This window comes from uncultured Thermosynechococcus sp. (assembly GCF_937958135.1).
Classification (GTDB): domain Bacteria; phylum Cyanobacteriota; class Cyanobacteriia; order Thermosynechococcales; family Thermosynechococcaceae; genus Thermosynechococcus.
On the sequence record NZ_CALGOG010000057.1, the window covers coordinates 1 to 21699 of the forward strand.

Genomic DNA, 21699 nt, shown 5'->3' on the forward strand with positions numbered 1-21699 from the left:
ATTGTTTACAGGTGTTTTGACTGCGTCCCTGACTCTAGCTGTCAGCAGAGGGCAAATGTTGAGAGGAACTTTTTGCTGTATGGCCTCTCTCCTATTTTAGAAAAGGACTGGGCTTTGCTATGATAAGTAATCTAAAGTCCGGGCGGTTAACTCAGTTGGTAGAGTATCTCGTTTACACCGAGGCTGTCGGGGGTTCGAGTCCCTCACCGCCCATGGCAAAATCAATACCTCAGGCGTCTTCGCCCTCGTTGATCTGAGATTGCCGCTGCTGGCGTAACCATGTGGCTTCGTCCAAGCTATCTTTGGCCACGACAACATACTCATTCTCCTGACGATCAATAATTAAAATTTCCTGACCGTGCTGCGGGGTGATCGTTGCCCAAGCGGGCAGAACGGCGGGCAGAATCAAGCGATTGCGATTGGCATCCAAAACACTTACTTGACCAATACCGGTACCACTGCGGGGAATATGGGCAGAGCTGACATGGCCACTGCAACCTAGGAGGCGATCGCGACTGGTGTCTTCGCTAAACTGCGCAAAAATCTGTCCCAAAGGCCGCGAACACAGACCCCCAGTTATCAGTGCCAACAGCAGTGCGGCGATCGCAATCCCCCCAGACCACATCACCCCCGGCCAACTGCCACTGAGGGTGTAAAAGAGGACATTAAAGAACCAGCCCAGTATGCCTAACAGGCTAAAGTCCAAGGCGAGCAGAAGAATGAGCGGTGCTCTCCCCACCCCCAGCCAATGCAAAATCGTCAGAAATGAGATGCCTCCCTCCAGATCGACTTCTACTTCCAAGGGATCGGTATCCCCCTCTAACTCAACCTCTTCATCGCCCACATCGCCAAAGATCACGGTCAAAAAGAGCAAAACCCCCATACCCAAGACAATCCAGTAGGGAGTGTGAATCAAGTGAAAGAGCATTGCCTTAGTACATGAAGGGATTTTCAGGTTCAGGAATCGGCGTTATCGTCTCAGCCACTAGTACCAATTGGCGGCGGTCGTTGAGGGTTTCTGTGGCCATCCGACCTTCTACGCGAAACCAGTGATCTTGGGGATAGGCTTGGCGCGATCGCCCCAATTTCACCGGCAAGCCGACGGGGTAGGCATCGGCTGCACAGCAGGTAATGACAAAGCGGGTCAAGGTAAGATAGGTTTCCGGCAGTTGAGGACTGTGGACAGCAAATCCCTCAATGCGAGCCGGTAATCCCCTGTAGGCATCGGGTTCGGGATAGACATCAAGGGTGCGAATCCAGTCAATAAGCGAGCGCTCCTCAGGCCGTTGATTGAGGCGAAAGGCCACCGGACTATTGCGCGTCACGGTTAAGCCATCCTCAAGACCGCGATGAATCGCGGTGGCACTCTTGAAAGGACGGGGCGGAATCACCAACCCCACCACTGCTGCAAAAATTAGAACACTGAGCGCCCAACGGGCCGGTAAGAGGGCAACATGCTGTACAAGCGTCCCTTGCCCCCGCCACAGCCGCCACCCTTGCCAACCACTCACAGCAACTAAAAGAAAACCAGTGGCGATCGCCAGTCCAAAGTAGTTGGGGTGAATCAGTAACCCCAGTCGCCCCTGCAACCAATATTGAAGAAACAAAATTCCCCAAAGGAGAAGTGAAACAACTGTCCACCCCTCCTGCTGGAGCCGGCGACGGCGCACCCTTCTGTGTTGGTCACGCGGGGAATAACGATTGAAGGAGCCGGAAAACATGGGGCGGTGAAAATTCGCCATCCCTAAACATTCTAGGGGGAATCCTGCCACTGCGGGCTTAGCTCACGAAAATTAAAGAGGGTGGCCTTGGGATGACACTGAGCACAGCCATCGAGGGTAACGGGTCGAGGTACCTCAACACGGGGATGCAGGATGCGAAAGAAGGGCGATCGCCCGACACGAAAGGGAATTTGAGCATCGTTAGGCAGAGGGCGAGAATAGCTGCGCAGATAGTTCCACAGCGGAACCAGCTCAGCGCGGGAAATGGGTTCGAGGGTCGCACCGTAGTGATTGGTATCTTGGATGAGCACCTGCCATGCCTGGGTGGGCAATGTTTCCGGGGGCAATGCCAGATGACAACTGCCACAGCGCTGCAGATAGAGTTGTGCCCCCACTTGGGCATTCAAGGGCAAAACATCAACAGTGCCGCTAAAGTCTGGGGTGGCGATCGCTGCTAAGGCTGTCCCCACCAGGGCACAGAGCATTAAAGAAACCGCCCCTACCCCCCAGCGCCAGTGTTGTCTAATCTTGGATATACTCAAGCCCTTCATCCAAACAAAACTGTGCCCGCATCAATTCACGACCGAGATAGGCCGCATGATCGAACATCGTCACTAATTGGCGATCCTTTTCAAAAAGTTCAATACACAACTCCTTTGCTGTTCGACCGCTGAGGACGAGATCGGGTTCCCGCGTTACTTTCCCTCTGGTGGGAATGGGGTCGCCGGTATCGGGATCCACCGCTAAGCCCTTCTCATTAATATCATTGGGATAGTGTTTCATCCAGATCAACTCCTGCTCAGGGTCAATGTAGATAATGAAATACCCTGCTGGGTCAAGATGAATAAATCGCTGTGATAGCTTGTTGTCAAGAGCCGTGCGTTCTGCTTTGCTCAATGCCTATCTTTCCTCTAACCGATGCACTCTTTATTGTACGGTGAACTCGACTGGAATTTGCTGGCCAGACCCTTGAGTTTTTGGACATTCGCGTTATAATGGGGATTGCCCAAAAATTTCGGCTCAGTAGCTCAGTGGTTAGAGCAGGGGACTCATAAGCCCAAGGTCGCAGGTTCGAATCCCGCCTGAGCCACTTCCTTAAGGACTAAGATTATACGGTTGCCGCCTCTAGTTCCACTCCCTCCAGCAAGTCATTCACGGGGAAGCGATCGAGGAGATAGCGTGCCTGTTGGGCACTTTGGCGCAATTGGGGGCTGGTGTGGGGCGCATGGGGAATCTGGGCAAGAAAATCGAGGGTGCGCCGCAGCAATCGCACAATATCTCCCGCATCGAGATTGGTTGCAGCGCACAATTCATGCCATGGCGTGCCCAAGGCCCACTGCTCCACTAGGCCGATGAGATCCCACTCGTACCACAAGGGAAAGATAATGCGATGGCGGCGCTGTACTTGAAAGAGCCGACGGCGAATGGGACTGAGGGCAGCAAGGCGTTCTTCCACTTCACTGGGAATGGGGTAGTTGCACCAACTATCAGAGCGGGGGGTTTCGGTGACCAGAGCCGCGATCGCCGCCGCCAACAAATGGGGAGGCAAGTCATCCAGTTCCCCTGAGGCCAAAGCTAGGGCCAACCAAAGTTCATTTTCGCCGCGCAGGGCAGCGGCCATTTCCCCAAGGGGGGTGGGGGTGAGATCATTCAGGCCACCAAACTCTTGGAGGGCAGCAATCAGGGCAAGAAATTGCTCCCAGTGGCGTTGGGACTGTTGATGGAGCTTCTGCCGGCGATCGCGCAGTTCTGTTTGCAGCCGTTCTTCGCGACGCACGAGGCGCAGCAGCGAATGCACATTTTGCGGCAGACTTGCTTGCAGTTGGCTGAGTTTCGCTTCGAGGTCGGCAATTTTAGCGGCTTGGGCAGCCACTGCCGGCGCAGGTAAGACGGGCGGGAGATCAGGGAGGGTGCCAAAGTAGTGGTTGGCTTCGTTGCAGAGATAACTTTCCCCTCGGCGCAGTTGCATTCCCTCCGGGGGGGGAGGGAGCTGACCACAGGGGGGGCGATCGGGATAGACACCTAAAATGTCATCAATGCCAACTACCCGAAAACGACCATCGGCCCCAAGGCACAGCCAGTGGGGCAACTGTCCAGAGCCGGCAACGGGTTGACAAAGGACGGCGGCTAAGGGGGAATGATCCCGAAGTGGGGATTTGATATGAAGCCATGTCCCCGGCGGCACTGCCATCATAAAAGGGAGGAGTTCTTGGGCACGGTCCTGCTCCGCCTGCTGTTCAAGGATTTTCAGAAGCCGTTGATCCTGCCGCAGCCGTTCCCGCAGCTTTTGATACTGCGCCAGTTGCCGGCGATCAATGCCGCTAAGGCGTTGTTGCACGGTTTGTAATTCCGTTTCCAGTTCGGCGATCGCCCGCCGCTGCGGGGTTAGTTGCAATGTGGCTAAGTATTGACCAAAACTGCGCTCTACCAGTTCCCGGGCTTCTTCGAGAGTGTGACGCTGTAGCAGGTTCAAGACCATGCCATAGCTGGGGGTAAATTGGCTCATCAGGGGATCTGGAGCGGCGGTGGCCAAAAACGCCGCCTCATGGGCGCCCTCAAAGGGGGTTTGCAAGGTAACCACATGACCCACGGTATCCATGCCCCGCCGGCCGGCGCGTCCTGCCATTTGCAGAAATTCCGAGGCTGTCAGGAGCCGATGACCGCTATCAGTCCGCTTTGAAAGCGTAGAAATCACAGTGGTGCGCGCGGGCATATTGATCCCTGCGGCCAGCGTTTCCGTGGCAAAAACGAGTTTGATCAGACCTTCTTGAAAGAGGGTTTCCACAAGGGTTTTCACAACGGGCAGCACCCCCGCATGGTGAGCAGCAATCCCTTGGTAGAGGGGGGCAATCATTTCGGGGGCAACAATGTCCTGATGCTGTGCCAAAAAGGCGTCAACCCGCTCTGCCAGTGCCTGCTGTTCAGCGTTGGTAAGCAGATTCATGCCCAAGACCTCTTGAACCGCTTGGTCACAGCCCCGGCGGCTAAAGATAAAGTAAATGGCCGGCAACATCTCCCGCTGTTGCAGTTGGCTCACCACATAGCGGATGCTCAAAAAGTCTCGCTTGCCGCCGCGTCGCCGCAGTTCAGTCTGACCGTGGAGCTTGGGGTTGAGCCGTTTGCGCTGACCATCCAAGAGGGGAAAGAGTCCCTTGCCGTTGCAAAAGTAAAAGTGCAGGGGAATCGGTCGCCAGTCGGAGTAGATGAGTTCAGCCTCCCCATGGACAGATTGAATCCAGTCGGTGAGTTGCTCGCCGTTGGCAATTGTGGCGGAGAGAGCCACCAGTTGAATTTCCTTGGGGCAGTAGATAATTGATTCTTCCCAAACGGTGCCCCGCTGGCGATCGTTCATGTAGTGGCATTCATCGAGCACCACCACTTCCACCCCCGCAAGGGAGGTACCCACTTCACCAATGGGAGTACCGTAGAGCATATTGCGGAAAATTTCCGTCGTCATCACCAGAATTGGGGCATCCCGGTTAATCGAGACATCCCCGGTCAACAGACCGACCTGCTCCGCGCCAAACTGCTGCTGAAAGTCACGCCACTTCTGGTTTGAAAGCGCCTTCAAAGGGGTGGTGTAAAAAACCCGCTGCTGCCGCGTCAGGGCACGGTAAATCGCATACTCGCCAATGAGGGTTTTACCTGACCCCGTAGGAGCACAGACCACCACAGAGCGACCGGCCTCAAGGGCAGCGATCGCTGCTTCTTGAAAGGCATCCAGTTCAAAGGGGAGTTGGGCAAGGAAGTCGGCTAGGGCTGGCGATCGCTCACTCATGGGGTCGGTGTCGGCTCCTGCTGCACAAGGATTTCACCCCTGAGGAGCCGTGCAGCGGCATCCAGTAATTGCTCCTCTAGGTAGGGCTTCGTAAAGTAGCCCCGTGCCCCTAGTTGTGCTGCCATCTTGCGGTGGCGATCGGCGCCCCGGGAGGTCAGCATCGCGATCGGCAGATGGTTGAGTTTCGGATCCTTCTGAATCCGTGAGAGCAGTTCCAGACCATCCATGCGCGGCATTTCAATGTCACAAAAAATTAAATCACAGGGCAAGCCAGAGCGCAGTTTTTCCCAGGCATCTTGACCATCCCGTGCTTGCTCGACGCGGTAGCCTGCCCGTGTAAAGGTCATTGAGAGCAACTCCCGCACCGTAATCGAGTCATCCACGATCAGCACCAAGGGTTCAGAGGCTTCCTCTGGCTCGGTGACCTCCATGGTGTAGCCAAACCCACGCCAGTCGCGGTCCATACGTCCCAAGGAGAGAGCGATAATTTCCAGCACGTCAGCGATCACCATGGCGCGGCCATCCCCTTGAACGGTTACTCCAGCTACACCCAACGGCTTTGGTACAGGACCTGACAATTGTTTGATGACGATTTCCTGCTCGCCGATGACCTGATCCACCGCCATGGCCACAAGATCATCGCCACTGCGCAGCACAACAATCGAGACCATGCCATCATCCTGAGTACTACCACCATAGACATTGCTGCGGCTGAGGTTGCGGCTGTACTTGAGCAAATCCCCGAGTTTACGCACAGGCAACAGGCGATCGTTCCATGAGAGGACGCCCTGACCATCTTCTAGGGTTTGGATGCGTTCTTGGGGAATATCCAGCATATCCTCCACACCGTCAATGGGGAAGGCAATGCGGCAGTGGTTATCAATGCAGCAGAGGGCTTTGGTAATACTCAGGGTCAGCGGCAAGCGGATGGTAAACGTAGTCCCCTTGCCCACCGTGGAGTCAATGTTAATCGTGCCGCGAATGTCCTCAAGATTTTTGCGCACCACGTCCAGACCAACACCGCGACCGGCAAGGGCATCCGCTTGATCTTTGGTGCTAAATCCCGACTGGAAGAGGAATGCATATACCTCTTGGCGTGACAGGCTAGGGGCATCAGCCTCCTTCAAGAGACCCTTCTCGATTGCTTTGCGCTTTACCCGCTCGGGGTCAATCCCCGCTCCATCGTCACTGACGGAGATAATTGCTTGACTGCCCTGGTAGAAGGCGCGCACGCGAATCAGGCCTTTTTCCGGCTTGCCCAATCGCCGCCGCTCTTCGGGCAGTTCGATGCCATGATAGACGGCATTATTGATGAGGTGGGTCATGGGGTCAAAGAGCTTTTCGAGGATGCCCTTGTCAATGAGCGTGTCTTCTCCCTCAATCTTCAGTTCCACCTGTTTGCCCATGGTACCGGCAACGCGGCGCACAGCGCTCGGCAAGCGGGAAGACATTTCACGGAAGGGCACCATTCGTAGGCTGCTTAGACCCTCTTGGACTTGGGCGGTGACTTGACGAAACTGTCGTGCCACCTGCTCCACTTCATCAATTACGTACTGGATGTCATCCGCTGCCTCCCGCACCCGCACGATCCGCTCAATCACTTCTTGGGAAAGGGTGTGGAAGCCGGTAAAGCGATCCATTTCCAAGGCGTCAAACTCAACCCCCGTGGCGTGGGTTGCCCGTTCCCCTTGACCATTGGCTGCCCGTGCCGTCGTTACCCCCAGCAGTGAACTCTCAAGGAGCGATCGCTCGTAGAGGTCTTGAATTTGCTGGCTGACTTCTCCCAGTTGTTGGACTTGGTAGAGCAAGTTATCGAGAAACTGCCGCAGGCGTTCTTGGGTGTCTTCAAGGCTATTGCGGTTAACCACCAACTCCCCAACGAGGTTACTCAGGGTATCGAGGTGGCGCACTGGTACGCGCATGGTTTGTTCCACCAAGGAGCCGCCTTTTGCCGCTGCCCCCGTTCGACGAGGGGTGGCTGCCTGCGCACTACTGCCTGCGGGTTGGGGAATTAATTTCTCTAAATCGGCAAAACTATCATCGGCGGTAGAGGGGGCTGCTGTTGCCGGCGGCGGAGTGGGTGCCGCAGGTGTGGTTTGACCCAAGAGTTGCTCTAGATCCTCAAAGGCCGGCGTAGGTGGCGTTGCCGTCTCTAAAAGCTGATCTAATTCGTTGAATGGGGTGGTCTCTGGTGTGGTTGTACTTTGATTAATCAACTCCTCCAATTCCTCGAGGACGCTTTCGGAGCTGGCAGGCACAGCGGCATCATTCACCAATGCTTCAAGTTCGGCCATGCTCGCAGCTTCAGGGGAGAGGATCGATTCCTCGACCAGTGATTCAGAGTCAACAACACTCGCAGCCTCCGCTGCGGAGACAGACTCTCCCAAGAGGGATTCTAGCTCCGCCATGCTGGCAGCCTCAGTAGAGGGTTCAACCTCCTCCGTTGGTACTTCAGGTTCAGCAGCCGCTGTGAACTCAGGAAGACTCGGCTCAGCGATCGCCGGCGCTTCCAAGGCAGATGGCGTTTCTGACCATGGATCATCGGTGCTTGGCGGGGTAATAAACTCTGCGCGGGGTTCTTCCGCCGCATTATCCACGACCAAGTTTTCTAGGACCTCGTTGAGACCCGGCACCTCTTCGAGAAACTCAGCCACATCCTCAGCGACATCACTCAAAGCAGGGATCTCAAACTCCTCTTCTAGGGGAAGCAGATTGGGAGCCTCAGTGGTTTCCATCTCACCCAAAAAGTCTTCTAGGGAAGCAACTGCCTCCTCAGAGGCTGCCATCTCTGAGGGAGCTTCCTCCGTGAATTGTTCAAGGAATGCCTCCAGACCGAGTTCAGAGAATTCTGCGGCTGCACTCTCCGCCGCAGAATCGTTAGGTGTCAAGGGCGCCTCCAGAGCCTCAGCCATACTTTCGGCGATCGCTGGCGGCGTGAGATCATTGCGGGATGCTTCCTCTTCCTCTGCAGAGACCAGTTCACCAGAGAGTTCCTCAATTTCATCCAGGATGGCCTCAAGGCTGGGTTCTGCCTCAGGCGACCCCTCAGCAGGGGTCATGGTCAAAAAGTCGGAAATCTCCTCATCAAAGGTCGCTTCATCCCCCACATCTAAACTGGCCAAATCCTCCTCCAGGGTGTTCTCCAGCCAGTCCGTTGGCAGTGCCGTTGTATCACTAAAAATGTCACTCAATTCTTGGAAATCAGTCTCGCTCTCCTCCCCAAAAACAGTGACCCCATCGCCATCACTGGTCATTGGCGCCATTGGCTCAGAAACCTCCTCTTCAGGCGCACTCACCTCTGGCGGAGCAATCTCAGAGACCATTTCAGGAGGTTGCGGTGGTTCCTCAAGGGTGACAGGAGCAGATTCTAAGACCGCAGGTTCTGGCGCTTCTGGAACAACGGCCGGCGCTTCCTCAATCACAGGCGGCTGAAGCGCCACTAAACTATCGCTGGGGCGAATATCACTGCCTTGACCATTGAGCACCAAGTCGCGGGCTGCCATGATTTCTTTAATCACCACCGGTGCTAATGCCGTGAGGGGCTGAGCAGTGTTACTCACTGCCTGTTGAGCGATCGCCAGCAATTCAACCCACTGGGGCAGCCCAAAGGTTTCCCCCAATTGACCCAAATTAGAACAGGCCGCCGCCAATTGTTGCCGAACTTGGGGGGAATCCGGCTGCTTAAACAGTTGCAACATTGCCCGCAGGCGATCGGGCACCTCCGTTTGAAAGACTAGGCGGTAGCTTGAATCGGCAACAGGTTGTACCGGCGGCTTAACGGGTTCCGCCACAGGGGGAGAAGGAGTAGTCACAGGCGGCGCCGCCTCTGCTCCTTGGGTCAGGTGGCTTAAGTGGGCTTGCAGCTGATTAAAGACTGGCTCCACCCGATTCAGCGTTGCCGTTGCCGTCTCCTCGGTCAAACCAAAGGGACTTTGCAATTCATCGAGGAGTTCCCGCAGCGCATCAAAGGCTTGTAGAAACAGTTGCTCTAGGGTCTCATCCACCGTTACGGGGTGTTCCCGCAGGATTTTGAAGTAATCCTCCAGCTTGTGGGCGGTGTGCTGAATGCTGTGAAGCCCGAGCATTGCCGCTCCCCCTTTGACGGAGTGGGCTGCCCGAAACATTTCACTTATCGCCTCGGGGTCATTGACTACCTGCTGGAGATTCATCAAACTGTCTTCAATGGTAGCCAGGTGTTCCTGCGCCTCCTCAATGAAGTAGCCGAGAATGCGCTTTTGTTGATCGCTTTGCATAGCCCCCTCCCGGATTGCTTAGGCTTGATCTTCAGTATTTTCAACGCGGAACCGTTCCACCGATGCCTGTAAGTTGCGTGCCACACTCACTAGCCCTTGCAATGACTCGGACACCCGCTGTGCCTCCTGAGAAGTGGCCTGGGCTGTCAACTCAATGGATTGCATCACTTGAGCCATGGCTCGCGCCGATTCTGTTTGTTCGACCGTGGCATTGGTAATCGAGCGCACAAGGGTATCAATTTGCGACGATACTTGGATGATGTCCTCAAGGGCATGCTTCGCCTGTTCGGCTCGCTTGGTTCCCTCAATGACCTGTTGGGTGCCCTCTTCCATTGCCGTCATCACTGCACCGGTTTCACTTTGAATTTGCAGCACAATCTGCTCAATTTCCTTCGAGGCCTTTGCAGAGCGATCGGCCAGTTGGCGCACCTCATCGGCCACCACGGCAAAACCCCGACCGGCTTCCCCAGCTCGTGCGGCTTCAATACTGGCGTTCAGCGCCAGCAGGTTCGTGCGGTTGGCGATCGACGAGATCACACCGACAATCTTGGCAATCTCTTGGGAAGATTCCGCTAGACGCTTCACCTTGCGGGTGGTCTCTGCCACCGTTTCGCGAATCTGCAAAATACCCGCCACCGTGCGTTCCACCGCTTCACCGCCACGGAGGGCTGTTTCCGAGGCATTGCGTGCCACCTCATTGGCTTCTTGAGCACTTTCGGCCACCCGCTGAATTGCATTGGTCATCATTTGCACTGAGTTCAGGGTGACCGCCAGCTCCTCCGCTTGCCGCAGGGCGTCTGCTGAGAGACTACGGGCAAAGGCTTCATTTTCGGCAGCACCACGACTCACCTGCTGGGCGGCAATTTTTACCTGTTGCACAATCGTGCGTAGGTTGTGAATCGTCAGGTTAAACGAGTCTGCCACCGCTCCGAGCACGTCCGCTGTTACTTCAGCTTGTACAGTCAGGTCACCTCGGGCGGCACCCTCCACATCATCGAGGAGTCGGATCACTTGGCGCTGCAAATCATCGCGCTGCCGTTCAATTTCCTCTGCTTTTTTTTGAGCATCAAGGGTAATTTGCTGGATGGCATCCGCCATTTGGTTAAAGCTTTGTGCCAACAGTCCCAGTTCATCGTTACTGGTGACCGGCACCCGCACCGTCATATCACCGCCAATCACGGCATTACACTGTGCCTGCAAATCCGTACAGAGGCGCTTGATGCGGCTGACGCTACGCTGCCCCATGGCATAGACCGCTGCCCCAGCGGTGAGACCCGCCGCAACACCACTGAATAAAGGCGCAGGGCTAGGGGCGCTAAAGCCTAAACTGACGGCACCCGCAGCTAAGGCGGAAAGCACACCGGTGGTTACTGCCGACGTGATGTTTTGTTGGCCAAAGGAACTTGTGGCTGTGGCAGTTGCTGGAACAGTTTCAGCCACAGAACTAAAATTCTGGGAAGGTGTTGGCGGAGAAGCCAGCGGTGCTGCAACGGGCACTTGCTCGGTAAAGGCCGAGAGATCGTGACTTTTTGGAGGGACTGCGGGTTCAGCGCGGCCGGCGGTACTTTGGCTCAAATCGACGCTAAAATCAGCCAAGTTCTCAAGACTTTGCTGGCTGAGATCAAATTCATCCGGTAAAACCGCAAAGGTCTCGGTGCCAGCATCGGTCATCCCTGTGGCTTCTGATCCAACAGCACCCATTCCCTGCACTTGGGGATTGGCAATGGTCATTTCATCCTCAAAGCCCGCACCGGAGAGATCAGCATTACCAAAGGAGAGATCCTCTAGGTTAAAGTCGGCAATGGATTCCAAGGGTTCAGCCCCACCCGAGCTAACTTCCCCTTGCGAGATCGCTGGTGCCTCCGGTGCCCTCGGGTCTTCGGCAACGGTTTCACGTCCGGGAAACTCAGACATGGCGATCGTTGGCTCATCGTCAAAGGTCTCCGGAGACAGGGGTTCAGCGGCAATGTCTGGGGCTTCAAAAGCTTCAAGGGAAGCTGAAAAGTCACCAAAGAGATCGTCTTCCTCCTCGGTAGTCCCAGAAGAACTGAATTCTGGCTGCGGCAACACCTCAATGGCCTCTGCCGTCTCATTGCTCAGCAAATCACTGATGCCGGCAGCAGAGGTAGAGACTTCAGGAACGTTGGTCTCAGCGGATTCGGTCGGCTTTGGAAAGCGATTCTCTTCAGAAGTGCTGGCTGTTGGGGATACCTCAATATCGCCAAAGAGACTTTCTGTAGAAATGTTTGCCGCTGAGGATTCCTCAAGACCTGGAAAAAGGCTCTCTTCAGAAACATGCGCTTCTGCGGATTCCGCAAAGAGACCCTCTTCAGGCATCGCCATTGCAGCGGCAAAGGGATCATCAAATGTTTCTGGGAAGGGGGGTGTCATTTGCTGAGCAGGAGCCGCAGTAGGTTCTGGGGTCTCACCCTCAAAAATAGGATTGGGGCTGGGCGGTTCAGAGGGGGTCAGAGGAGAACTTCCCATAAGCAGCGTGATCTCCTCATCCCCAATGGCTTCAGTGCCTGGGGGTTGCACCGATTCACCAATGGGAATTTCTGGAATGTCTGCCGCTTCTGAAACCGGATTCTCCAAAGCATTGGTCGAAAAGGCAAAGGGATCTTGAACTGCCGCCTCTTCGTCGAAGGGGTTAAAGGTACTCTGTTCTAAACTGACGCCGAATTCTTCTTCAACGCTACCAACCTCAAGATTGTCAAAGGGGTTGCTTGTCCCCAAATCGCTGCCAAAGTCATCAAAGTGCTCAAGACTGAATGTCTCTAGGGGGTTTACAGCTTGGGATTCCCCAGGGGATGGGGTCGTCTGCAAAAAGGTATTGTCGCTTTGGAGTTGGGTATGTTCTCCTTGCAGCGTGGTGTGGTGTTCTTCGCTCCCATGGTTACTCGGTTCAGCAGCAGGTATGAAATCTTTAATCTTGGCGAGGCTCTCGTTGGCCAGATTAATCAATTCTGGGTCGGTGGTGGCATTGAGAACCGCATGGTACTGCTCTTGAGCTTCGCTGTAGCGTTGTTGGCAGCAGTAAATGTGCCCCCGCAAAAGCCGTAGGTTGGGATCGCCCGGTCGGGTACCCACCAACTGATCAGTGATTTTGGCTGCTTCTTCGTAGTTGCCTTGCACATAAGCGGCAACCGCTTTTTGATATTCTTGGCTGTGTTGGGTGCTGCTGGATGCCATGGGCTTACTCCCAGAATGGACAATGACAAGGGGCAGATAATTGTAAGGACTCAATCGAGGAAGCTTTACTTACAAAGTATGCGCCAATCTTTGGGAAAGATATCACGGGGGTGTTAATTTTCCTAAAGTGACTGGTGTTAATAGGTTCCATGGTGACACTTGGCTGCGAGTGTCCATTGAGATTTTGCTTCTTCTAGTTTAGAGTCCCCAACGAGCACTGCGTAAAATGGCGAGGGGTTCTAAGAGCTTAACAATCCCCTGCTGCTCCGCATCAAAAACCCATTCGCCCCGTACAAAGGGAGCCATTTGATCGCTGACATGAGTAGCGGGCTTAATAGTGTCATTGTTGAGCCACTCCATGCCTCGAACTTGATGAACCGCTAGCCCCACCATTAACTCCTCATCCTCAAGGGCAATAATGGATAGCTCAGAGCGATCGGTGTTCAAGGGGGTGTCATCCCCAAGAAACTTACCGGTATCCGCTACCCAAATCACCTGCCCCCGCAGATTCAAAATCCCCAGTAGCAGATTGGAGGTATTGGGCACTGGGGTAATGCGATCAGGACTGACGGCAACAACTTCCCGCACACCAATTGCCGGCAGCGCTAGGAGATCACCGCCGGGGATCGTAAAGAGGATATGTAAATCTCCCTCTGGGGTTTTGAGGTCATTGATATTGCCACTTTCAATGGGGGCATTGGTTGCGAGTAGGTCTGAGCTACTAAACATTTTTTAACCTCGCAAGAGTTGCTTGATGGTGCCAACGAGTTCTTTGGGGTCAAAGGGCTTGGTAATGTACGCGTCAGCGCCCTGTTTCATGCCCCAATAGCGATCAAACTCCTCGCCTTTGGAGGTACAGATAACCACAGGAATTGATTGGGTGCGGGGGTCAGCCTTAATTTGGCGACAGACTTCATACCCATTCATGCGGGGCATAACAATGTCGAGGACAACCACGTCTGGCGTGCTCTGCTGCAATTGTTCCATTGCCTCCACACCATCGGTGGCAACTGTTACTTCAAAGCCTGTTTTTGCCAGCAATTCGCTAATCATTTCCCGCTGGGGTGGACTGTCTTCAACAACTAAGACTTTGCTCATAGGAAGTTACAGGTAGAATCAAGGGTTTGCTTTATATTCTAAAAGCCTGGGAGTCTCACAGGCTGATGACAGCCAACCTGCGGCGGTTAACGGGGAGTTTCAAGGCTTGATTTTAGTTCTAGCACGTCGCCAAAGCACTCGTCTGTTAAGGAGGTCACAGGTGGGGCTGTACCAATATAGTGATGCGTAATTGTTAACAATTCTTGAGTTGAAAAGGGCTTGCTGAGGTAATCCGTGGCACCGGCCACTTTGGCTCGCAGGCGATCGCTCCAACCGACGAGGCTAGTCAGCATAATAATCGGCGTATAACGGAAGCGAGGGGTGTGTCGCAGCAGGGTACAGAATTCGTAGCCATCCAATTCGGGCATGGCAATGTCGAGGAAAATGAGGTCAGGGTTGAGTTGAAAAATCAGACTCAAGGCGGTCAAGGGGTGGGCGATCGCCGTAGCTTCATAACCGGCTGCTTGAAGCGTGGATTCAACGACTTGACGGACGGTGGCAGCATCATCCACGCACACGACTCGGGGCGATCGCCGCCAAGAAAGAGGCGGAAATGTGCGGGTGTGGCCATTGGTTCCCCAAGAACTCACTTGTAAGTACCCTTGATGGAGATAGGGCAGCAGGAGTTTGCCCACCGTCACCCCATCTCGTCCCAGTTGCCGACTCAGACGGCGCAGCGTGATCGGTTCGCGCACAAAGGGTTCAAGTTGACGAAACCATTGATCCGCTGGATCGTTGCCTGTGGGTTTAATATCCGTCAGTTCGAGAACCTGATCGAGGGAACGCAACTCTGGGTGCAGTTTTTTCCATTCCCGCAGCTGACTCAGGCTGTCATTGAGCAGCGCTGTCAAAGAGAGATTGTGCCACTGGGGGGTGAGGGGACTGGCACTATAAAATTTGAACCAAGCGCGATTGAGACTAACCACGTCAAAGAGACTTTCCCGCAGGAGAGCACGCCACACGCTATGGATCTGACTGAGCTTGCAGTGGTCGAGGAGCCACCAGAGGCATTCATATTCCACCCAACTGGCACCGGCTTGGCTTTCGATGAGGCTATCGGGACTCGGCCAAGGAATGCCCTGCCCATAAAGGAGATCCTGCAATCGCTCTAAACTGTGGCTGTGGCGATCGGCAATATAAACCAAGTGACCGTGGCTCAAAAAAAGAAGCCACGTATGACCGTCATCATCTTCGAGGTACAGCTCCCCCGTGCGCTGACCAAGGGCAAGGGTTTGGCACAGCGTATAAATATCCGTATCGTTGAGGCATCCTTCCATGGCGCTATTATAGCGATCGCCAGCCAGCTGAGCACGACACGGGAAATCTAGACTAAGCTAGCGCTGAGTATAGGTAGAGAGCAACTGCACCAGTTGCTTGACGAGGGCTTCTTGATCTCGATTAATCTGGGGAAAGTTAAAGTCATCGCGGATGTGTACCTCAAAGCCGGGCACTACCTCAATACGTTTCCAAGACTCTGGTTGCGTTGAATGGCTCGAAGATGTTATCTCGCGGCGGCTGGCACCGGTACTGAGGCGCGTGTCCCCATAGCGATGCTCGGAGCGATCTTGCACCTGCTGCAAAAAGGCTAAGGCTGGGTTGATTGGCGGTGGGTTTAACTGAAGATGTACCCCCTGCTCAAGGAGCGCCCGCAGTTCTGGGGTACTCATGCGATACACCAGCTTGTAAATGGCACCTGCGGTATAGCCCTCCATCAACAGTCGCCGTACCACGAGCAATTGCACAAGGTGGCGATAGCCGTAGCGCCCTTCACGGCCAATGCGGGTGGGGCGATCGATTAGTTTGCAGGAGGTGTAATGGCGGACTAGACGCGGGTTCACTTCCTCCAACACGCGATTTTTTGAATCTTCTTGGGGAAGGTGCTGAGGCAAGAGTTCGTTGGCAATTTCCACTAACTCATCTAATGACCATTGATCCTGAACGTGGATAAAATCTTGAATTGTTGCCATAATGAATAAACACAACCTTTTTTGAACGAAGAACAGAGGGATGGAGCAGAGAGAAATTTTCCCGTGCTAGGTCAAACCCAAGGGTACACCTAGAACAACAGTGAAACTATATTACCGTATTTTTTTGTTCTGTATCATCTTGGGTTCAATTTTCTCCTGCAGTTATCAAGGAAGGTGAAAACGTAGCCAGTACGAGAGTATCAAGAATTCAACGCACCTTTGTGGTGCATCGTTACACCAAAACAATTTATTTGATGCTACCATACGGCGTTGGGTGTTGAGTAAGGTGTTCCCAAAAATTACTGAGATTTTTCCGTTGTCAAGCTATTTGTTGCAGGGTTGTAACAAATTCCGGATAGGAGACAGCCGCTGCACTGGCGTTGTGAATGTAACTTGTTCCTTGGGCATTGAGGGCGGCGATCGCCAAGCTCATGGCCATGCGATGATCGCCGTAGGTTTCTAAGTGGGTTCCTTGGAGGGGCACGCCCCCCTGAATATCCAGGCCATCCCTGAGTTCAGTGACCTTAGCACCCATTTTTTGCAATTCTGTGGCCACTGCTTTCAGGCGATCGCTCTCCTTGACCCGCAGTTCCGCGGCATCGCGAATTTCGGTGACGCCCTCGGCAAAGGCAGCAGCCACGGCCAAAATGGGGATCTCATCAATCAAACGAGGAATTAATTCACCGCCAATACGGGTTCCCTTGAGCGTCGCCGAGCGCACCCGCAGATCTGCCACCGGTTCTCCTGTAACTAGCCGCTCATTTTCAAGGGTAATCTCGGCTCCCATTGCCCTAAGCACATCGAGAATGCCTGTGCGGGTGGGGTTGACGCCCACATTGGTCAGCACCAGTTCTGAATCAGGGGTAATGGAGGCTGCGACCAACCAAAAGGCGGCTGAACTAATGTCACCGGGGACAATGACCTTCTGACCCTTTAAGACTGCAGGCCCTTCAAGACTCACCGTACAGGTGGCCTCATCCACCGCCACACAGGCACCAAAGGCCTGCAGCATACGTTCACTGTGATCCCGCGAGCGATGGGGTTCGCGAATAATGGTGGTGCCCTCCGTGTGGAGAGCGGCCAGCAACAGCGCCGATTTCACCTGCGCCGAGGCAATGGGACTGTAGTAGGTGATTGGCTCTAAGGGCTGTCCCAAAACCGCCAAGGGGGCACGGCTGTGGTGTTGACGCCCCCAAATCTGAGCACCCATCTGCAACAGGGGCGTGACGACCCGTGCCATGGGGCGCGATCGCAATGAGGCATCCCCGGTGATTGCAAAAAAGCGACCTGTTTGCGCCGCCAATACCCCCAACAACAACCGCATTGTCGTACCAGAATTACCGGCATTCAGTACATCCGCAGGTTCTTGGAGATGACCCATTCCCAAGCCTTGAACCGTGACTGCTGTGGGATTAAGAGGCGAAATCTCAGCACCCAGAGCACGGAAACAAGCAGCGGTACTACAGGTATCTTCACCCACGAGCAGGCCTTCGATATAGGTTGTGCCCTCCGCCATGGCTCCTAACATCAGGGCACGGTGGGAAATAGATTTATCGCCCGGTACTTGCAGGCGGCCCCGCAGGGGATGGCCATCGGCCTGAATTTGCCAAGTGTCGTTGGATGTAATCTCAATAACCGCCATGGGACATGTGGATAAAACCGCGTTCTCGATTGTCCCACGTCTTTTGTCCTATAGCCCCATTGAGCGTTTGAGTTCTTCTAGGGCAGTTTGCAATTCCAAGCGGCGAAACTCGGCTTCAATGGGATCCGTGAGGTCACTGCCCATGGGCGGGGGTGGTGGGGGTGACGGGGGAGGCGCACTGGCGGTGGGAACGCGGTTCATCACTTCCTGACGGCGATCGCGAATCTTTTGCAGAAGCTGCTGGGTAACGGGAATTTGATTGAGGGCATTGAGGCGCTGCGTCCACAATTGCTCGCCGCGTTGACGCAATTCCGCCTCCCGTTGCCGTGCCAATTCCACAAGGTCAGGGCGTTGAGCCGCTATGGCCGTTTGGATGCGATCGCGCCAACGGCGAATTTCAGAAACCAGACTGAGAATTTGCTGCTCACAGGTATTGACTTCCTGTTGTAACCGCAGTAGTCGCTCTTGGGTTTCCCGTTCTTGATCCTCAAGCTCAAGGAGTAACAGATTGAGTTCCAACTGCGGATTGGCACGAATAAAGTCCTCCAGCTTCTGCTCTAGGAATGCATTCAAATCTCGAAAAAAGCTCATGCTTGCCCCTTTTCTAAAAGCTTTGGCCAACGGTGAGAGAGCGCACTTCCCCTTGACGGCGCAGCACGGCTCGCTGGTTTTGAATTTGCACCAGTTGCCAGCCCTCGCTGCCAATTGTATCGCCGATGCCTAAACGTAGGGTTTGACCATTGCTTTGAAAGAGAGCCACCGAGCGATCGCCCAGTTCGAGGATGCCCACCAAGGTATGTTGGGGAGGCGCGGGAGGAGGGGAGGGTGGCGGCGTCGCCGGCGTTGCTGTCGGCGTAGGGGCTGTTACCGTGGGTAAATTGGGCAGCGGCACCGTTGGTGCTGGGGGAGCTTGGTAAACGGGAACGTAGATGCGCTCAACTGTTGGGGTGGAGACAGAATTGCTGGCGATGGCAGGGGGTGAAGGGGTTGGCGTGGCAGCCTGTTGGCTTAGGAGTTGCAGGGAGTTTTGCAGATACTCAGCAAAGGCAACATCAGCGGGGCTAGGGGCTGTGGCAACCACAGCCTCCGGGGCAACTGCAACCGGTTGGCGATTCAGGTGAATCCAGAGGCCAACTCCTAAAACAAAAGAAGCAATGCCTACTCCCATGAGAAAGCGATCGCCCCAAGCAAACGCCTGTCGCGGCTCTGGACAGTGTAGCCAGCGGGAACGTTCCTCTGGGGTTCGTGGCGGCGGAGTCGTTGCTTCAAAGGGGACAGGGAGGGCAGAGTCGTTTTCTAAAACGGCTGACAGAGGCTCTGGCTCCTTCAGCTCAGCCTCCATTGCAGCAAAAACCTCATCCAGCACGCGATTAGCTTGGGCATCCGTCAAACAGGTTTCTAGGGTGTAGGGGTCGAGCCTTTGCGGATCCTCACTCATCGCCAATGCCTCACAATGATTGCCAAAATATCTCCACAGTTGCCCACCTTTACCCACCCTCCTCCCTACGCCGGCTAACTCAAGTCTATGCATTCTCTGTCCTACCGGCCACCACTGCCGCTGCACTCTGGCGTGATCCATACAGTCTTTACTGCCTATGTCCAACGCTGGGGATGCCTCTACCCTTGGCAACCGCAAACCAGCCATGTTTTCCATGGGGCGGAGGGCGTGCCTTTGTACGGTGAGGGGTATCGGCTTCCCCAAGCACGCGGAACAATCATTGCCACCTATGGCATTACTGGTGATCTTCGGAATCAATGGTACTTGCACACCCTTGCCCATTGGGCGATCGCCCGCGGCTTTGAGGTGGTGCTCTTTGATTGGCGTGCCCATGGCCGCAGTGCTGAACTTTCTCCGGTCTTGACCAGTGATGGCCTTTGGGAAGGACAAGACTTTGTGGCGATCGCGCAGCAGTGTCAAGCCCTCGGCTATACTCCTCCCTATTGGTTGGTCGGCTATTCCTTGGGGGGGCAGTTAGCCCTTTGGGGGGCATGGTATGCCCAGCAGCAAGGCGCAAAAGCCATTGGGGGCGCTGCTGTGATTTGTCCCAACCTTGACTCTAACCGTTCCCTTGCCCATCTCGGCACCACCTTTTGGGGACGCCAATTTGAACGCGCCATCAGCCGTCAACTACAACAGTTGGCCCGCCACCTCCATCGCCTTCATCCTCAAATGTTTGATCTCAAAACCATTGCCAAGATTGACACCATTGCGGGTTTTGATGCCGCCCTAGTCATTGACCGCCTTGGTTTTGCCAGCGTGTCCGACTATTACGCTGCCAGTAGTCCTTTGCCCCTGCTGCCGCAGCTAACCATACCCATCTGGATCCTCTATGCTGCTGATGATCCCCTGTTTGCTCCCAGTCTTGTGCCCGAACTGCTCACCATTGCTGAAAGCAACCCTAACCTCACCCTGCTGATGACCGAACAGGGCGGCCATGTGGGCTTTACCAGCGATCGCCGGTGCCAACGCCTCTGGGGCGATCCGGATTACTGCTGGGGGATCCATCGGCTCTTGGATTGGCTAGAGCAGCAGACCGAAACCCCCAGGTCAATTTAACGAAGGCGGCACCCGGATTCGAACCGGGGAATAAAGGTTTTGCAGACCTCTGCCTTACCACTTGGCTATGCCGCCCCATTTCCCAACTTCTCATTATAGCCGATAGGCATCCTACTCTTGGTTGGTTGAGCGCGCTTGCTCAAGGTAACGCTGAATGGCTTCACGGGTCAGCGCCGCCAGAGACAGGCCCTTGGCTGCTGCCAATGCCTTGAGTTGTTGATATTGATCCGCCCGCACATCTACACGATAGCGCTTTGGGGCAGAGGAGGGAACGTAATTTGCAGCAAACTGCCGCAGGGCGGGAATGCCGACCCGATGGCAAAAGTCCCCAAAGGATTCCCCCGGCTGGTGGCGATCGCGATAAAAGACCAACAACGGTTCCAAGGCCGTCTCCAGCTCAGCAAGGGGCAAGCGCTCCATATAGACCTCCGCCAAGCGCGTTTGATCGGGACTGCCCCCCAACCAGACTTGATAGGTGTCCGGCACAATCCCCACAAAGCCCAGCTCTGCCAAGTAGGGGCGAGCACAGCCGTTGGGGCACCCCGTCATGCGAATCACAAAATGCTCATTCTGTAGTCCCAAGCGATTCATGAGGCGGCGAATCCGCTCCAGTACCCCCGGTATCGCCCGTTCCGACTCCGTGATGGCCAAGCCACAGGTGGGCAGTGCTGGGCAGGCCATGCTATAGCGCTCAAGGGGATCAAGGGCAGTGACATCCCGAACCCCATGCTCTTCAAGGATGTGCTGAATTGCCTCCCGCTGATCGGGAGAGACCTCGCACAGGAGCAGATTTTGGTGGGGCGTCACCCGCAGGGGGAGCTGAAACTCCTCCACAATTTTCCTAAGAGCCGACTTGAGTTTGAAGTTGCCCCGATCAAGGATGCGGCCATTGGCAATGGAAAGGCCATAGAAGAATTTGCCATCCCCTTGGGGGTGCCAGCCCAAAAAGTCCTTATATCGCCACGGCGGCAGCGGACGAAAGGGTTCAAGGGGCTTGCCGAAGTATTCTTCGACCTTCGCTTTGAATTTTTCAACCCCCCAGTCGTGAATCAGGTATTTCAGCCGCGCATGGCGCCGATTGTAGCGATCGCCATAGTCTCGCTGGGTGGCCACGATTGCCTTCACCGCTTCATAGACATCTGCCGCTTGCACAAAGCCAATTTCATCCGCCAGGCGGGCAAAGGTTTCTTCCTTATTGTGGGTGCGCCCCAAGCCACCGCCGGCATAGATATTAAAGCCCTCCAGATTCCCTTGCTCATCGGTAATCACCACCAGCGTCAAATCTTGGGAAAACAGATCGACGGAATTATCCCCCGGCACCGTGACACAGCACTTAAACTTGCGCGGCATATAGCGATCGCCGTAGATTGGCTCTTCGTTGTGGGGAAAGATCGTGCCGTTGGTATTGCGCTGGCGTGCCGCCTTGACATCGGGGTGCTCTTCGGCGGAGATGACCTTTTCACCATCCAGCCAAATCTCGTAGTAGGCACC

The 21699-nt window shown here is 54.9% G+C and carries 16 protein-coding genes and 3 tRNA genes; 3 read left to right on the forward strand and 16 right to left on the reverse strand.

What is annotated here, in order from left to right:
* The first annotated feature begins 140 nt into the window (after window positions 1-140).
* Window positions 141-213: transfer RNA gene (locus Q0711_RS07145), tRNA-Val, on the forward strand.
* Between the two features lie 16 nt (window positions 214-229).
* On the opposite strand, the gene Q0711_RS07150 is transcribed toward Q0711_RS07145, so the two are convergent.
* From Q0711_RS07150 to Q0711_RS07165, 4 genes are all read right to left on the reverse strand, one after another.
* Complete coding sequence (locus Q0711_RS07150) at window positions 230-928, reverse strand: OB-fold-containig protein (RefSeq protein ID WP_298616239.1); 699 nt, start codon at window positions 926-928, stop codon at window positions 230-232.
* 4 nt (window positions 929-932) lie between these two features.
* Window positions 933-1670 carry a TIGR03943 family protein gene (locus Q0711_RS07155; protein WP_298616242.1) on the reverse strand — a complete coding sequence of 246 codons (738 nt, stop codon included), beginning with the start codon at window positions 1668-1670 and terminating at the stop codon, window positions 933-935.
* 83 nt (window positions 1671-1753) lie between these two features.
* Entirely contained in the window at window positions 1754-2272 is a 519-nt protein-coding gene (locus Q0711_RS07160) for a cytochrome C (RefSeq protein ID WP_299042098.1), read from the reverse strand.
* Entirely contained in the window at window positions 2244-2618 is a 375-nt protein-coding gene (locus Q0711_RS07165; RefSeq protein WP_298616248.1) for a DUF4346 domain-containing protein, read from the reverse strand. Before Q0711_RS07165 ends, Q0711_RS07160 begins: the two co-directional genes overlap by 29 nt.
* 120 nt (window positions 2619-2738) lie before the next feature.
* On the opposite strand from Q0711_RS07165, the gene Q0711_RS07170 reads away from it, so the two are divergent.
* Window positions 2739-2811: transfer RNA gene (locus tag Q0711_RS07170), tRNA-Met, on the forward strand.
* 18 nt (window positions 2812-2829) lie between these two features.
* Here Q0711_RS07170 and Q0711_RS07175 read toward each other — a convergent pair.
* From Q0711_RS07175 to Q0711_RS07220, 10 genes are all read right to left on the reverse strand, one after another.
* Window positions 2830-5499: a DEAD/DEAH box helicase gene (locus Q0711_RS07175; protein ID WP_298612974.1), complete on the reverse strand. Its 2670-nt coding sequence runs from the start codon at window positions 5497-5499 to the stop codon at window positions 2830-2832.
* Window positions 5496-9752 carry a response regulator gene (locus Q0711_RS07180; RefSeq protein WP_299042102.1) on the reverse strand — a complete coding sequence of 1419 codons (4257 nt, stop codon included), beginning with the start codon at window positions 9750-9752 and terminating at the stop codon, window positions 5496-5498. The genes Q0711_RS07175 and Q0711_RS07180 overlap by 4 nt, the downstream gene beginning before the upstream one ends.
* A gap of 18 nt (window positions 9753-9770) precedes the next feature.
* Window positions 9771-12944 (reverse strand): methyl-accepting chemotaxis protein, encoded by a 3174-nt coding sequence (locus Q0711_RS07185; protein WP_299042105.1) that lies wholly within the window; start codon window positions 12942-12944, stop codon window positions 9771-9773.
* A gap of 198 nt (window positions 12945-13142) precedes the next feature.
* Window positions 13143-13673, reverse strand: a complete 531-nt coding sequence (locus Q0711_RS07190; RefSeq protein WP_298612983.1) for a chemotaxis protein CheW — start codon at window positions 13671-13673, stop codon at window positions 13143-13145.
* Window positions 13674-13676: 3 nt separating this feature from the next.
* The gene (locus Q0711_RS07195) at window positions 13677-14042 is read right to left on the reverse strand and encodes a response regulator (RefSeq protein WP_298612985.1); all 366 of its coding nucleotides are present in this window, start codon (window positions 14040-14042) and stop codon (window positions 13677-13679) included.
* 86 nt (window positions 14043-14128) lie between these two features.
* Window positions 14129-15319, reverse strand: coding sequence for a response regulator (locus Q0711_RS07200; protein WP_298612989.1), 1191 nt, complete (start codon window positions 15317-15319; stop codon window positions 14129-14131).
* Between the two features lie 57 nt (window positions 15320-15376).
* A complete protein-coding gene (locus Q0711_RS07205; RefSeq protein WP_298612992.1) occupies window positions 15377-16009 on the reverse strand; it encodes a MerR family transcriptional regulator in 633 nt (210 codons plus the stop codon).
* 319 nt (window positions 16010-16328) lie between these two features.
* Window positions 16329-17651 carry a 3-phosphoshikimate 1-carboxyvinyltransferase gene (aroA, locus tag Q0711_RS07210; protein WP_299042110.1) on the reverse strand — a complete coding sequence of 441 codons (1323 nt, stop codon included), beginning with the start codon at window positions 17649-17651 and terminating at the stop codon, window positions 16329-16331.
* Between the two features lie 48 nt (window positions 17652-17699).
* Window positions 17700-18242, reverse strand: coding sequence for a TIGR04376 family protein (locus Q0711_RS07215; RefSeq protein WP_299042112.1), 543 nt, complete (start codon window positions 18240-18242; stop codon window positions 17700-17702).
* 13 nt (window positions 18243-18255) lie between these two features.
* Window positions 18256-19089 carry a hypothetical protein gene (locus tag Q0711_RS07220; protein ID WP_298613000.1) on the reverse strand — a complete coding sequence of 278 codons (834 nt, stop codon included), beginning with the start codon at window positions 19087-19089 and terminating at the stop codon, window positions 18256-18258.
* Window positions 19090-19176: 87 nt separating this feature from the next.
* On the opposite strand from Q0711_RS07220, the gene Q0711_RS07225 reads away from it, so the two are divergent.
* On the forward strand, window positions 19177-20208 hold the full coding sequence (locus Q0711_RS07225) for an alpha/beta fold hydrolase (protein WP_298613003.1): 1032 nt from the start codon (window positions 19177-19179) through the stop codon (window positions 20206-20208).
* Between the two features lie 3 nt (window positions 20209-20211).
* Here the strand turns inward: Q0711_RS07225 and Q0711_RS07230 are convergent.
* Together Q0711_RS07230 and Q0711_RS07235 are read right to left on the reverse strand one after the other, a co-directional pair.
* Window positions 20212-20283, reverse strand: a tRNA-Cys gene (locus Q0711_RS07230).
* Window positions 20284-20319: 36 nt separating this feature from the next.
* Window positions 20320-21699, reverse strand: a 1380-nt coding sequence (locus tag Q0711_RS07235; RefSeq protein WP_299042161.1) for an NADPH-dependent assimilatory sulfite reductase hemoprotein subunit, incomplete at its 5' end; no start/stop codon positions are given.

Bases quoted from the DNA above. Each gene is read 5' to 3' on its own strand.
- Q0711_RS07220 (WP_298613000.1), bottom strand. From the start codon at position 19,089: ATGAGTGAGGATCCGCAAAGGCTCGACCCCTACACCCTAGAAACCTGT.
- Q0711_RS07185 (WP_299042105.1), bottom strand. From the start codon at position 12,944: ATGGCATCCAGCAGCACCCAACACAGCCAAGAATATCAAAAAGCGGTT.
- Q0711_RS07175 (WP_298612974.1), bottom strand. From the start codon at position 5,499: ATGAGTGAGCGATCGCCAGCCCTAGCCGACTTCCTTGCCCAACTCCCC.
- aroA (WP_299042110.1), bottom strand. From the start codon at position 17,651: ATGGCGGTTATTGAGATTACATCCAACGACACTTGGCAAATTCAGGCC.
- Q0711_RS07225 (WP_298613003.1), top strand. From the start codon at position 19,177: ATGCATTCTCTGTCCTACCGGCCACCACTGCCGCTGCACTCTGGCGTG.
- Q0711_RS07150 (WP_298616239.1), bottom strand. From the start codon at position 928: ATGCTCTTTCACTTGATTCACACTCCCTACTGGATTGTCTTGGGTATG.
- Q0711_RS07200 (WP_298612989.1), bottom strand. From the start codon at position 15,319: ATGGAAGGATGCCTCAACGATACGGATATTTATACGCTGTGCCAAACC.
- Q0711_RS07190 (WP_298612983.1), bottom strand. From the start codon at position 13,673: ATGTTTAGTAGCTCAGACCTACTCGCAACCAATGCCCCCATTGAAAGT.
- Q0711_RS07160 (WP_299042098.1), bottom strand. From the start codon at position 2,272: ATGAAGGGCTTGAGTATATCCAAGATTAGACAACACTGGCGCTGGGGG.
- Q0711_RS07180 (WP_299042102.1), bottom strand. From the start codon at position 9,752: ATGCAAAGCGATCAACAAAAGCGCATTCTCGGCTACTTCATTGAGGAG.
- Q0711_RS07195 (WP_298612985.1), bottom strand. From the start codon at position 14,042: ATGAGCAAAGTCTTAGTTGTTGAAGACAGTCCACCCCAGCGGGAAATG.
- Q0711_RS07205 (WP_298612992.1), bottom strand. From the start codon at position 16,009: ATGGCAACAATTCAAGATTTTATCCACGTTCAGGATCAATGGTCATTA.
- Q0711_RS07215 (WP_299042112.1), bottom strand. From the start codon at position 18,242: ATGAGCTTTTTTCGAGATTTGAATGCATTCCTAGAGCAGAAGCTGGAG.